Origin of the sequence: Bifidobacterium breve DSM 20213 = JCM 1192 (assembly GCF_001025175.1) — a bacterium.
Lineage (GTDB): Bacteria > Actinomycetota > Actinomycetes > Actinomycetales > Bifidobacteriaceae > Bifidobacterium > Bifidobacterium breve.
Genome location: NZ_AP012324.1, coordinates 600657 through 613246, shown reverse-complemented (window position 1 = coordinate 613246; position 12590 = coordinate 600657). Strand labels below are relative to the sequence as shown.

Annotated in this window: 11 protein-coding genes; 3 read left to right on the top strand and 8 right to left on the bottom strand. The window is 59.5% G+C overall.

Annotated elements, in window-relative coordinates:
* Positions 1-37: 37 nt before the first annotated feature.
* Both pdxT and pdxS read right to left on the bottom strand, forming a co-directional pair.
* The gene (gene pdxT / locus BBBR_RS02420) at positions 38-676 is read right to left on the bottom strand and encodes a pyridoxal 5'-phosphate synthase glutaminase subunit PdxT (protein WP_015438539.1); all 639 of its coding nucleotides are present in this window, start codon (positions 674-676) and stop codon (positions 38-40) included.
* Positions 677-702: 26 nt separating this feature from the next.
* Complete coding sequence (gene pdxS, locus BBBR_RS02415) at positions 703-1578, bottom strand: pyridoxal 5'-phosphate synthase lyase subunit PdxS (protein ID WP_032738153.1); 876 nt, start codon at positions 1576-1578, stop codon at positions 703-705.
* A gap of 209 nt (positions 1579-1787) precedes the next feature.
* On the opposite strand from pdxS, the gene BBBR_RS02410 reads away from it, so the two are divergent.
* Positions 1788-2018, top strand: a complete 231-nt coding sequence (locus tag BBBR_RS02410; RefSeq protein ID WP_003828530.1) for a DUF6364 family protein — start codon at positions 1788-1790, stop codon at positions 2016-2018.
* Positions 2015-2437: a type II toxin-antitoxin system VapC family toxin gene (locus tag BBBR_RS02405; RefSeq protein WP_003828527.1), complete on the top strand. Its 423-nt coding sequence runs from the start codon at positions 2015-2017 to the stop codon at positions 2435-2437. The genes BBBR_RS02410 and BBBR_RS02405 overlap by 4 nt, the downstream gene beginning before the upstream one ends.
* Before the next feature lie 48 nt (positions 2438-2485).
* Here the strand turns inward: BBBR_RS02405 and dnaG are convergent, their stop codons facing one another.
* The 3 genes from dnaG to alr all read right to left on the bottom strand — a co-directional run bounded on the left by dnaG (position 2486) and on the right by alr (position 7459).
* Positions 2486-4588: a DNA primase gene (gene dnaG, locus BBBR_RS02400; protein ID WP_003828525.1), complete on the bottom strand. Its 2103-nt coding sequence runs from the start codon at positions 4586-4588 to the stop codon at positions 2486-2488.
* A gap of 186 nt (positions 4589-4774) precedes the next feature.
* Positions 4775-6061, bottom strand: coding sequence for a deoxyguanosinetriphosphate triphosphohydrolase (locus BBBR_RS02395; RefSeq protein ID WP_003828522.1), 1287 nt, complete (start codon positions 6059-6061; stop codon positions 4775-4777).
* A gap of 39 nt (positions 6062-6100) precedes the next feature.
* Positions 6101-7459, bottom strand: coding sequence for an alanine racemase (gene alr / locus BBBR_RS02390; protein ID WP_003828521.1), 1359 nt, complete (start codon positions 7457-7459; stop codon positions 6101-6103).
* A gap of 191 nt (positions 7460-7650) precedes the next feature.
* Between alr and BBBR_RS02385 the strand changes: the two genes are divergently transcribed.
* A complete protein-coding gene (locus tag BBBR_RS02385) occupies positions 7651-9108 on the top strand; it encodes an amino acid permease (protein WP_003828519.1) in 1458 nt (485 codons plus the stop codon).
* Positions 9109-9164: 56 nt separating this feature from the next.
* Here the strand turns inward: BBBR_RS02385 and BBBR_RS02380 are convergent, their stop codons facing one another.
* From BBBR_RS02380 to recQ, 3 genes are all read right to left on the bottom strand, one after another.
* Entirely contained in the window at positions 9165-9707 is a 543-nt protein-coding gene (locus tag BBBR_RS02380) for a GNAT family N-acetyltransferase (RefSeq protein WP_015438533.1), read from the bottom strand.
* A 123-nt stretch (positions 9708-9830) separates the two neighbouring features.
* Positions 9831-10325 carry an S-ribosylhomocysteine lyase gene (locus BBBR_RS02375; RefSeq protein ID WP_003828516.1) on the bottom strand — a complete coding sequence of 165 codons (495 nt, stop codon included), beginning with the start codon at positions 10323-10325 and terminating at the stop codon, positions 9831-9833.
* A 113-nt stretch (positions 10326-10438) separates the two neighbouring features.
* Positions 10439-12358, bottom strand: a complete 1920-nt coding sequence (gene recQ, locus BBBR_RS02370; protein WP_032738229.1) for a DNA helicase RecQ — start codon at positions 12356-12358, stop codon at positions 10439-10441.
* Positions 12359-12590 lie beyond the last annotated feature (232 nt).

The following is a 12590-nucleotide window of genomic DNA, read 5'->3' as shown; positions in this document are numbered from 1 at the left end:
CGTCGGTCGAATACCAGTCTAACGGCAGACGAATCGGCTACAGCGACAGGAAGAGCTCGTGGATGCGGATGTCGTCCGTGAGTTCGGGATGGAAGGCGGTGGCGAGGATGTTGCCTTGGCGCAGGCCCACCACGTGACCATCGACTTCGGTTTCGACCGTAGCCTCAGGGCCGACCGACACCACGTAGGGTCCACGGATGAACACCAGTGGAAAGTCCGCGATGCGCTGTGGGTCGTCGGCTTGGCCGAAATCAGCGATGGCTTGGAAGCTGCCGAGCTGACGACCGTAAGCATTGCGGCGCACTACAGCGTCGAGCGCGCCGAAGTAGACGTTCTCATCATTGTCGAGCTTCTTGGCCAGCAGAATCATGCCAGCGCAGGTGCCAAGCACCGGTTTGCCGGCCTTGATGTGCGCGGCAAACGGCTCGAACAGGCCGGTGGAACGCAGGAGTTTGCCTTGCGTGGTGGATTCACCGCCAGGCAGGATGACCCGGTCGATGGATTCATCGAAATCCTCGGCCGCGCGCAACAGCTTCCACGGGGCGCCGAGCTTGTCGAGCACCGCCGCATGCTCGGCGAACGCGCCCTGCACGGCCAGAATACCGGTCACGCCGTGCGTGGCGGTTTCGGCGTCTGCGGATTCTTCTTTGGAAATGTATTCAACAGCTACAACCATGTTGTCCTCTCCGGCTTCGGCTCCCGTCACTCGCCGCGAGCGGCCATGATGGTCTGAATCTCGTCCTCGTTGATGCCGACCATGGCTTCGCCTAGGTTTTCGGACAGCTTGGCGAGCAGGTCGGCGTCCTGCCAGTTGGCGGTGGCCTTGACGATGGCGGCGGCGCGCTTGGCCGGGTCGCCGGACTTGAAGATGCCAGAGCCCACGAACACGCCTTCGGCGCCGAGCTCCATCATCAGGGCGGCATCGGCCGGAGTGGCCACGCCACCGGCGGCGAAGTTCACGACGGGCAGGCGGCCGTTGTCATGCACGTACTTGGCCAGGTCGTAGGGCACGGCCAGCTGCTTGGCGGCCTCGTAGACCTCGTCGTCGCGCAGACCGACGAGCTCGCGAATCTGCTTGTTCATGGTGCGCATGTGGCGTACGGCCTGAATCACGTCACCTGTGCCAGGCTCGCCCTTGGTGCGAATCATGGCAGCACCCTCGGCGATGCGGCGCAGCGCCTCGCCCAGGTTCTTCGCGCCGCACACAAACGGCACGTCGAACTGGTTCTTGTCGATGTGGTACACGTCGTCGGCCGGGGAAAGCACCTCGGATTCGTCGATGTAATCGATTTCGATGGCCTGCAGAATGCGGGCCTCGGCGATGTGGCCGATGCGCACCTTGGCCATAACCGGAATCGAGACGGCTTCCTGAATGCCCTTGATCATGGCCGGGTCGCTCATACGGGAGACACCGCCGGCGGCGCGAATATCAGCGGGGATGCGCTCCAGCGCCATCACCGCGCACGCGCCGGCATCCTGCGCGATTTTCGCCTGTTCGGGCGTGGTGACGTCCATGACCACTCCGCCCTTGAGCATTTGGGCCAGATTACGGTTGAGTTCCGCACGATTCTGCGTCATGAGTTTCCCTTCGTTTCGACGCTGCTTGGTATCGCGCTTCATTATTGAACGGATCGGATTGGCCCCACCCAAACCAGTCCAATTTGGATGGGGCCAATCCGCAACTTCTGCACCCATCCAATCCAACTTACATCTGACCTTGATTGCTCCTCGAACCGATATACGTATATAATGAAAAAACTATACGTACAGCGACTAGGAGCAGGGCCATGACCAAACTCACACTCAGCATTGACGAACATACCATCGAGAGGGGCAAACTATACGCCCGTCGACAAGGCCGCACATTGTCTTCCATCGTGGAGGACTACCTTGAATCATTAACGCGAGAGGATTCAACGGCACAGCTATCACCGTCGATTCGCGCGCTCATGGGCATCGGGCAAGGCCCCGCCGACGAAAATGACTACCGATGGCACCTCATGGAGAAGAACTCATGAACAAACTCGTCGTTGACACCAACGTATTTCTTGACGTCATACTGGCTCGACAGCCTATGTGCGAGGCCTCCGCAAGTGTACTCGACCTATCGTCGCACCCCGAATACGACATTCTTATGCCGGCACATTCCGCACCTACTATCGCGTATATCGTAGAGGCAAACGCAAATCGAGCCAAAGCGCGTCAGGCACTATCTCTATGTCTCGGCATCGCCCATGTCGCCGCGTTGGATGAAGCCACAATATTGCGAGGGCTGTCATACGACTTCAAAGACACCGAGGATTCCTTCGTTGCCGCCATCGCGGAACGAGAACGCGCCGACTTCATTATTACCAACAACATAAAGAATTTCGCGCTCTCCCCCATCGCCGCAGTCACACCAATCGAATATCTCAGCCGTCTCGCATCCAAGAAGTAAGCGCACAGAACAAGTAAGCCCCTATGTGAGAGCCGCCGAAAACGCCAATTAGCCAACGGTGTTGCCATAGATTTGGGCTTGGAGGTCTTTGCGGGCGGTTTCCATGCGGGTGATTTGGCCAAGGAGGGTGATTTTCTCTTCGCCGTCGGGCAGTTGGGCCATGCGGCGTTTGGCTAGACCGATCTGGCGCATGAAGCCCATGTCCAATAGTCGGGTGAGCAGTTCGGTGGCGTATCGCTGCTCCTCCGCAGTGGCGGGTCGTAGCTGCATGGCGGCGGCACCAGGCGCACCAGCGTCACCGGGCGCGTTCGGCTGCACAGGTTGCGCACCGTTGCCGCTGTCATCTCCGGGCAAAGGCAGCGGCATGACGGCCAGCTCGTTGATGACCTGATTCAACATAGGCCCGCCGGCCTTGGTGAGGTTGTGCATCCACAGACCCTGCGGGGTGTTGTCGGATGGCAGTCCGCCGGCGGCCGCAATCACCTGAAACAGGGTGCGGAACACCGAAGTCATGAAATGGTCGATGGTCAGCTGGCCGAACATGGTACGGTCGATGGCGCGCGGCACCTGAATCAGTGTGGCCATGAACTGTTGCTCGGCGATGAACACGGCATCATCAATCTTGAAGTATGCCTGCTCGGCGGCATCGCGACGCTCCAGAGTCTTGCGGGCGGCCGGATTGGCATATGGATTAGTGCCGGGTTCCACCCGACGCTCCTCACGGTCGAACCGGCGCTTGGGCGCATAGGCGTCCTCGTCGCGCACGTGCATCTGACGGCGGGCTGCCATCACCTCGCGGCGCATCACCTCGAGATCCACGCCGATACGGCCAGCAGCCTTGCGCGCATAGGCATCCCACAGGGAACGGTCGCGAATCTGTGCCACCAGCGGAGCCACGGCTTTCATTGCCCCCACTTGACCGGGAGTATACGTTAAGTCAAACCGGCCGATGGCGGCATCGATCACGAAGTCATAGAGCGGCTTGGCATTGGCAATCAACGAGCGCACCGCCTCATTGCCTCGTTCGATACGCAGATCGCAGGGGTCAAGATTGTTGTCGGCCACAGCCACAAAGGTCTGGGAAAGGAATGCCGAATCGAGACCAAAGGCGTGCAGTGCGGCTTTCTGGCCAGCGGCATCGCCATCGAACGTGAATACGATACGTGAACTCAATGGCTGGTCTTTGATCTTCAGCGGACCGACCAATTGCACCGCACCCAGAGAATCGTCGGCAATAAGGCGGCGTACGATCTTGGCATGTTCGGCACCGAATGCGGTACCACACGTAGCAATGGCGGTGTCAATGCCGGCCAGATGCATGGCCATCACGTCCGTATAGCCTTCGACGATTACCACCTGCCGCTTCTTGACGATGGCGGATTTGGCCAAATCGATTCCGTAGAGAACCTGGGTCTTACGGTAAAGCTGCGTATCCGGCGTGTTGATGTATTTGGCGGCGATCTGGTCGTCCTCATACAGTTTGCGCGCGCCGAAGCCGAGCGTGCGTCCGGTCGAATCGCGGATGGGCCAGGTCACGCGGCCGCGGAAATAGTCGTAGATGCCGCGCTGGCCTTGGCGGGCCAGGCCGGCGTCGAAGATCTCCTTCTGTGTAAACCCCTTGGATGCCAAATGACGCACGAGATTATCCCAGCCTTGGGGCGCGTAGCCGCAGCCGAAACGTTCGCAGTCGGCTTGGGAGAAGTTGCGGCCGCCGAGCAGTTTGCGGGCGGGCAATGCCTCCTTGGTCAGGATTTGGGAGACGAAGAAACGCTGGGCTTCCTCGCAGGCTTCCAGCAGTCGCGTGCGCTTGGAGCCATTGTTCTCGCGGTTTGGACCGTTGCCACTGTTCTCGTAGTGCAGCTCGATGTGGTACTTGTCGGCGAGTAGTTCCACGGCTTCACGGAAGTCGATGTTCTCGGATTGTTCGACGTATTTGAACACGTCGCCGCCCAAACCGCAACCGAAGCAGTGCCACACGCCGAGCGAGGGGCGCACGTTGAAGCTGCCGGTTTTCTCGTCGTGGAACGGGCATAGGCCGACGAATGTGCCGGTTCCGGAGGGCTTAAGCGTTACGGTCGCGGATACGATGTCGTACAGGTCCGCGGCGGCGCGCACCTTCTCGACATCTTCTTTCTTAATCATTCCGACCATAAGTCTCTAGAGTAGCGCCACGTGTGAGACACGGTAGATATGTACCGTTACTTTCTTGGCTCCCCTCACTCGCCTATGGAGGCAGCTCTCCTCACCCGGGGGAAGCCAAGGGATAGGTCATAGCTCTCTCTCAGGGGAGGAAAGCTGTCAGCGCAACTGACTGAGGGTGCCCGCCACGGAACAGCCTCAGCATAGGATGGAATGGAGAGCCAAGGCGGAATTGTCGGTTAGGGACGCCACTTGATCGATGGCCACGCGCAAACGTTCATTGTCGTTGGTGGACTCATTCCAATCGGCTAGGAACTGGCTTTCCAGCGCGTCGGAGGGCTGCGGCGAATCGGCCATCAGCACGTCGATCAGGTCCTCGACGATTTTCAGTTCCTCCTGGTGGAACGGCTCCCTCTCACGCGGCGCCATGACGAAATACACGGCGATGCCTTTTAATGCCACAATCTCGTAATTCGTATCCTCGGGAATCACGATATTGGCGGAGTAACGCGTCAACGGTCCCGGTCCGTATGTATCGCGAGTGGCGGTTTCCACCGACCAGCAAAACCGCCCAATCAAGTCGGAGGTGATGTTCTTCAACTGCGCCAAAGCTTGACGTGATCCGTTGAAATGCGCAGGGAACATATGCTCACGCCTGAGTCTCATGAATGCTGCCAACAGCTTATCCGCATCCCACTTGGTCCCATACCAGCCGCGCGTCTGCTCGATGATGTGGTCCAAAATCTGTGAATCGGCGAGCACAATCGGGTCGAAGGCACCAGTGGCGATGGAATCCTCAACATCATGCACCGAATAGGCGATGTCATCCGAAAGATCCATGATCTGGCATTCCATCGGCTTGGTAGCCACAGGTGCGCCGATTTTCAACCATCGGAACACGGGCTCATCATCCGGGTAGACGCAGAACTTCTTGGACCGCTCCCCCTTGGGATGCTGGTCGGCCTCAGCCAAAGTCCACGGATATTTGACCGCCGCATCAAGAGCTGCACGGGTCAGGTTCACACCGGCGGAACGGCCGTCCGGATGGAAGATTTTGGGTTCGAGACGGGTCAGAATGCGCATGGTCTGCGCGTTACCCTCGAATCCGCCAATATTGCGCGCGATTTCGGCGAGCGCCCGCTCCCCGTTGTGCCCGAACGGCGGATGGCCAAGATCATGGGCCAGGCAAGCGCAGTCGACCACATCAGGATCGCAGCCAAGCATTGCGCCTATTTGTCGACCGATTTGGGCGACTTCCAGCGTGTGGGTGAGGCGGGTGCGAGCGAAATCATCGGTACCAGCAATCAGAATCTGGCTTTTCGCGCCGAGACGCCGCAGGGCGGACGAATGTATCAGCCTTGCGCGGTCACGCTCAAAAGCGGTACGGGCTTTGGACTTCGGCGGTTCAGGTGCCCAACGCTCTTCATCAAAGGCACTGTAGCCCTCATCGCTCAGCACCCGTTCCCCATCTTGCGTTGTTTCCATAGTCCAAGCATAGGCCCATATATCGGCTGCCGTACAGTGTTACAGCAGCGTGGCTGGATCGAGCTTGGCGAGGTCGTCAGCGGGCAGCACCTCGGCGGCGTGCTCGTAGAGACGCGGAATGCGATTGCGCAGGCAAGTGAAGACCTCATAGCTGATGGTATCGGCGGCACGGGCCCAGTCGTCGGCAGTGGGCTCCACAAACTGCTCACCACGACCCGGGCCGAACAGTTCGACCGTGTCGCCCTCGTGAACTCCGAGTTCGGCGGCGGAACCGTGCAAATCCACGATGAACTGGTCCATGCACACGCGGCCGCAGACGCGGTAGAGCTTCGGGCCCTCGGTGGTCATAATGCGCACTGGCCCGCCCGGCTTCTCCACATGCTTGGCACCTTCCATATCGAATCCGGAGGCGGAGCGGTGGATGCCGTCGGCGTAGCCCAATGGCACGATGGCAGTGGACGTGTTGTCTGGAGTCAGGTACGTGCGGCCGTAGGAGATGCCATGGCCGGCCTCCACATCCTTGACCGTGCCGAGCTGCGCCTGCAGGCGCATGGCCGGGGTCAGATGCCAATCGCGCGGGGTGCCCATGGCCGGATCAGGCTCGTAGCCGTATAGCCCGATGCCGGGGCGGGTGAGCTCGAAATGAATTTCCGGGCGATCCAGAGTGGCCGCAGTGTTGGCCAGATGACGAATCTCCGGCGGAATTCCGGCCTTTTCCATACGTGCGGTGAAGTCCTTAAACGTTTCGATCTGGCGGTCGGTGGAGGCCACGAACTCAGGCACGTCAGGCGAATCGGCCACGGCAAGGTGACTCCACTGGCCGACGATATGCAACACGCCTTCCTTGGCAAGTGGCACCAACTCGGCAAGCGCGGCGGCGAACCCTGCAGGCGTGAAGCCGTTGCGGCCAAAGCCGGAATCGACCTTAACGTGCACGCGAGCGGGCTTGCCGAGTTTGCGCGCGGCGGCGGCCACGGCATCGATACCCGGCAGGGAGCCGACGGACACGTCGATGTCGGCAGCAATCAGCTCGTCAAACGGGACTTCGGTGCCGTTGTAAACCCAGGTCAGAATGTGGCAGCGGTCGGGGCCGATGCCGAGTTTGCGTAACAGCAGAGCTTCGTGCGATTGCGCAGTGCCGAGCCAGGTGGCACCGCCGGCGAGCGCTGCCAGCGCAGAAGGCAGCAGGCCGTGGCCGTAGGCATCGGCCTTGACCACGCCCATCACCGCGGTGCCGGAGTTCGGACCGCCGACCACGGAGACCAAATGGGCCATGTTGTCACGCATGGTTTTGAGGTTCACGATGGCCTGTGCGGGGTATTGGCGGCGGGCGGCCGCATAGTTGGCCTTGCCCTGCTCGGACGAGAATGCGATTTCAGGTGCTGCGTTCATGCTCATAGGCACCTATTGTTGCGCAGGAATGTGACGTATTGGCGAAATCGTCTGTTTTCGCGTGGCAGTCGTACACTAATGACCGATATGCGGTTTTGTATAAGAAACCGCCTTTGATTCCCGGCGTTGAGGCGTGCCGGGATCCCGGAAATCCGTCCGGTTCAGCCCCATAATCCTAGATTTCATGAGAGAAGAACATGGATCTGTTTCGTAAGAAAAGCGTGGATCAGCTTGTCGCCGAATCCACTCCCCTGAAGCGCACGATGCGCACCTTCGATCTGACGATGCTCGGCATCGGCGCGATCATCGGCACTGGTATCTTCGTGCTCACCGGTAAGGGCGCGCTGACCGCCGGCCCGGCCTTGTCCGTATCGTTCCTGCTGGCCGCCGTCTGCTGCGGTTTTGCCGGCCTGTGCTACGCCGAGTTCGCCGCCATGGCGCCGGTTTCCGGCTCGGCCTACTCCTATGCCTATCTGGCGTTCGGCGAGCTCATCGCCTTCGTCATCGGCTGGGACCTGATTCTGGAGTACGCCCTGCAGGCGGCCACCGTGTCCGCCGGCTGGTCGGGCTACTTCAACAAGCTGCTGGAAGGCTTCGGCCTGCATTTGCCGGTCGAACTGACCGCCGCCTACGGCACCACGCCGGGCGTCACCACCTACTTCAACCTGCCCGGCTTCGTCATCGTGCTGATCATCACGTGGGTGCTGTCCATCGGCATCAACCAGACCAAGCGCACCAATGACGTGATGGTGCTTATCAAGCTTGCCATCATCGTGCTGTTCATCGTGTGCGCCGTGTGGTATGTCAAGCCGTCCAACTGGCAGCCGTTCTCCCCGTATGGCATCTACACGTTCCAGCCCGACTCCACCCAGCCGTACGGCATCGTGCCGGCCGCGTCGATCGTGTTCTTCAGCTTCATCGGCTTCGACGCCGTCTCCTCCTCCGCCGAGGAGACCGTCAACCCGAACAAGACGCTGCCGCGCGGCATTCTCATTTCGTTGGCCGTGTCGACTGTGCTGTACATCATCATGACGCTTATCATGACCGGTGTGGTGCCATACAAGGAGTTCGCGAAGTTCATCGACGCTCCGGTAGCCGGCGTGATTCTCGAAACCGGCCTCAACTGGCTGGCGTTCATTGTCAATCTTGGCGCTCTGATCGGCATGACCACAGTGATGCTGGTGCAGCTGTACGGCCAGTCCCGCATCTGCTATGCCATGAGCCGCGACGGCCTGTTCCCGAAGTTCTTCGGCGAAGTGCACCCGAAGTATCGCACCCCGTTCAAAGGTACATGGTTCTTCGGTATTCTAACGGCCATCGCCGGCGGTTTCATCAACATCAACGTACTGTTCGAATTGGTGAACATCGGTACGCTGTCGGCGTTCATTATCGTGTCCGCGGGCATTCTGTGGATGCGTAAGACCCAGCCGGACGCACACCGTGGCTTCCGCGCTCCGGGTGTACCGGTCACGCCGATTCTGGCCATCGTGTTCTGCTTCATTCTCATCGCCGGCCTCAACTGGGAGACCTGGGTGCGTTTCGCCGTCTGGTTCGGTTTGGGCCTGGTAGTCTACTTCGGCTACAGCCGCAAGCGCTCCAAGCTTGGGCTGGAAGACAAAGCCAAGGCTGAGGCTACGGCTGCCGCCAAGGACTGAAGTCAGTAAGCGATTCACTAAGTGATTATGATTGGCCCCTTCGGGGGCCAATTTTGTTACCACTCGTGGCGCTGATAGGCGATTCTGGTGGTGTCCACCGGGCGATCAATCAATTGAATCAGGCCGCATCGGGCGAAGCCGGAACTCTCCAGCACATGCTGCATAGCCTTGTTGTTGGGGTGAGTATCAGCCCGGACGTTGCCATAATGCTTCAGAGCCCACTTGATGCAGTCACGGGCCGCATGCCGCACCAGACCGGATGATGCGATGCGGTGAATGGTCACATAGGTATCATTATCCAGCCAAGCCCCATCGATGTGGGCGTAAGTGGGATCCTCACCAGGGCACAATGCGAACTGAGCCAGAATACGCTCATGGCCGTTGCAGGTGTCCACCAGCAGCACTGTGCGCTGGTTGGCAATATCGTCTTCAATCACGGATTCACGGGGGAACTCATTGCCCCATTGGGTGGGATTGCCATTGGCCGCCATCAGCTCACGGGCACGCGCGTAAATCTTCTGCATATGCGGCAAATCACGCATGGTGGCGTGGCGGAAACGACGAGACGTCGCCTTGTTCGCAGCGTTCGGCTGAGTCATTCCCACCTCTCTCATAGGGCAATCACCAGTACAGGAACTGACGGTAAACCTACCATGCCATAGGCACAAGAACCCCCGTCCGCGTTACATGGCGGACAGGGGTTCGTATAACACCTAATCAGGTCAGACGACCTTGCGCTCAAACGGGTCGGAGCTGATGCCTTCCTCGAGAATCTGCTTGGCCCATTCCTTGGCGGTGAACAGGCTGTGGTCGCGGTAGTTGCCGCAGCTCTTCTCGGTGGTAGCGGGAACATCATCCCACGTGGCCTTGTAGGCGATGAATTCCAGCGATTCCTTGAGCGCCTTGGCCACATCCTCAGTGGAGTGCGTACCCCAGGTCAGCAAGTGAAAGCCGGTGCGGCAGCCGAACGGCGAACAGTCGATGTAGCCGGGGATGCGCTCACGCAGCAACACGGCGATAGTGTGCTCGATGGTGTGCAGGCCGCCGGTGGGAATCGCCTGCTTGTTCGGCTGGGTCAGACGAAGATCATAGTTGGAGATCACGTCGCCGTGAGGACCCGTTTCCGTGTCAATGTAACGCACGTACGGCGCCTTGACCTTGGTGTGATCCAGCTGGAATGATTCAACGACAGGCTTCTCAGCCTTTTCCTTTGCCATGTTCGGCTTCCTTTCTACACATTTGCATGTTCACATGCCATATCGCTTAGCAATCGTAGTCGCGCCCACACGGGGATACACGGAAATACCCCATGATTCGCTATAGGCAATGGTTATTGCGCATTCCCGGCGTTAAACGAGGCGACGGATTCCATAAAGCGCTTGCCGTAAAGGTCGAGCTTGTGCTGGCCCACACCGTTGACAGCCAAAAACTGCGCATTGGTAATCGGCTTGGTACGGGCCATGTCTCGCAATGTCTTGTCGGAAAAGACGATGTACGGCGGTTTGCCGATTTCCTGGGCGATGGTGCGACGCAGTTCGCGCAGCTTCTGGAACAGCGCTTCCTCGTCATCGTCAGGAATATAGGATTCCATTGCAGCGGAAGCACTGGCTGATTCGCTGGCCACTGCCCCATGTCGACTACTTACCGAAGCCGACTTACGCTCCACACGTTTGATTTCATAATGGAAATCCGACGCGGCGGTTTCAGCAGCACGCGCGCCAAACATGACAATCGGCATACGCCCTTCGGCGATGAATAGGTAGCCATCGGTGGCCATCTGACTCAGCACATCGCGCACGCGAGCCTCGTTCACATCCTTGAGCATGCCAAACGTAGGCATCTGTTCCGGATTGAGCCATGCCAGGTCCTGCGCTTTGGAGCCGCGTAGAATCTTGACGATTTTGCCGGAACCGACCCGCTGATTCACATCATGCACGCACCGGCTGATCGCCTGGGCAACGCTGGTGACGTCGATGGTCTCGAAAGTACTTTCGCAGTTCGAGCAGGCACCACACTTGTCCTCATGCGTATCCGAGGGCGCATCCGTCGGCGTGATTTCCTGTCCGAAATACCGCGTCATGTACCGGTGCAGACAATCGGCGGTGCGGCAATAGCCCACCATGCCATCCAGCAGGCGTCGTTTGGACTGCCGCACGATTTCCTGATCTTCGGGGGTCATGCGCTCGTTCTCATAATCGCTGTCGAGTAGCCGGCGCCGGGTCACGATATCCGATTCGTTCCACAGCAGCGTGCAGCGGCTGGGCTCGCCGTCACGTCCGGCGCGGCCGGCCTCCTGATAATAGGCCTCGATGGATTCCGGCAAGTTGTGGTGGATGACGTATCGCACATCGGACTTGTCGATACCCATGCCGAACGCATTGGTGGCCACGACCACCGGCACCTTGTCGGTGATGAAGTCGTGCTGCGCCGCTTCACGCGCGTCCGACGACATGCCGCCATGGTAGGCGACCGCCGCGTGCCCCATCTGGTTCAGCGTAGCTGCGAGCGCCTCGGTGGTCTTGCGGGTGGCACAGTAGATGATGCCGGATTCGTCCGGGTGGGCAGCCACATAGTTCGCCACCCACGCGGCCTTGTATTTGGTTTCCAGCTTGACCACGTCGAAATACAGGTTCGGCCGGTCGAATCCGGTGACGGTGACGGCAGGATTCCGCAAACCCAGCAATCCCACGATGTCGCGGCGCACGCGCTCGGTGGCGGTGGCGGTGAATGCGCCGACCGGCGGGCGCTTGGGCAGGCCGACAATGAAGTCGCCAATACCAAGGTATGACGAACGGAAATCCTGCCCCCATTGGGAGACGCAGTGTGCCTCGTCCACGGCAATCAGGGAGATTGGCGTGCGGGCGGCGAAGTCGCGGAATCGGCCGGTTTCCAATCGTTCCGGAGCCACGTACAGCAGTTTGAGCTGACCCGCCGCAGCCTGGGCGAACACCACGGCCTGCTCATCCGGGGTTTGGGTGGTGTTGACGAATGCGGCCGGCAAGCCCAGATCATTCAGGGCATCGACCTGATCACGCATGAGGGAGATCAGCGGCGAGATCACGATGGTAACACCGGGCATCAGCGCGGCGGGAATCTGGTAGCACACGGATTTGCCGGCACCGGTGGGCATAACGCCCAGTACGTCCCGGCCATCCAGCAAAGCATCGACGATGCCTTGCTGGCCTGGCCGGAACGAATCGTAACCGAAGTATTGCTTGAGCGCCCCCAGCGCCGCCTCATGTGCCGTCATGCTTCCCAACCATACCGCATTGCCGCGGTCACAAGTCATGTATGCCTGTTCAATTATCCGTAAATCGATTTCAAGGGGCGGATTGGACGTTTCGGGGACATCTACTTCCGTTTCAAGGGGCTGGTCATCAGCTAAACCACATATACAAATGACATTATCCCAACGCCATTCCGCCGTTTTCACGCCTTGTCTACTTGGGCAACAGCCCCTTGAAACGGAAGTAGATGTCCGG

Excerpts from the sequence above, each read along its gene's own strand:
- pdxT (WP_015438539.1), bottom strand. The coding sequence starts at position 676 with ATGGTTGTAGCTGTTGAATACATTTCCAAAGAAGAATCCGCAGACGCC.
- pdxS (WP_032738153.1), bottom strand. The coding sequence starts at position 1,578 with ATGACGCAGAATCGTGCGGAACTCAACCGTAATCTGGCCCAAATGCTC.
- BBBR_RS02410 (WP_003828530.1), top strand. The coding sequence starts at position 1,788 with ATGACCAAACTCACACTCAGCATTGACGAACATACCATCGAGAGGGGC.
- BBBR_RS02405 (WP_003828527.1), top strand. The coding sequence starts at position 2,015 with ATGAACAAACTCGTCGTTGACACCAACGTATTTCTTGACGTCATACTG.
- dnaG (WP_003828525.1), bottom strand. The coding sequence starts at position 4,588 with ATGGTCGGAATGATTAAGAAAGAAGATGTCGAGAAGGTGCGCGCCGCC.
- BBBR_RS02395 (WP_003828522.1), bottom strand. The coding sequence starts at position 6,061 with ATGGAAACAACGCAAGATGGGGAACGGGTGCTGAGCGATGAGGGCTAC.
- alr (WP_003828521.1), bottom strand. The coding sequence starts at position 7,459 with ATGAGCATGAACGCAGCACCTGAAATCGCATTCTCGTCCGAGCAGGGC.
- BBBR_RS02385 (WP_003828519.1), top strand. The coding sequence starts at position 7,651 with ATGGATCTGTTTCGTAAGAAAAGCGTGGATCAGCTTGTCGCCGAATCC.
- BBBR_RS02380 (WP_015438533.1), bottom strand. The coding sequence starts at position 9,707 with ATGACTCAGCCGAACGCTGCGAACAAGGCGACGTCTCGTCGTTTCCGC.
- BBBR_RS02375 (WP_003828516.1), bottom strand. The coding sequence starts at position 10,325 with ATGGCAAAGGAAAAGGCTGAGAAGCCTGTCGTTGAATCATTCCAGCTG.
- recQ (WP_032738229.1), bottom strand. The coding sequence starts at position 12,358 with ATGACGGCACATGAGGCGGCGCTGGGGGCGCTCAAGCAATACTTCGGT.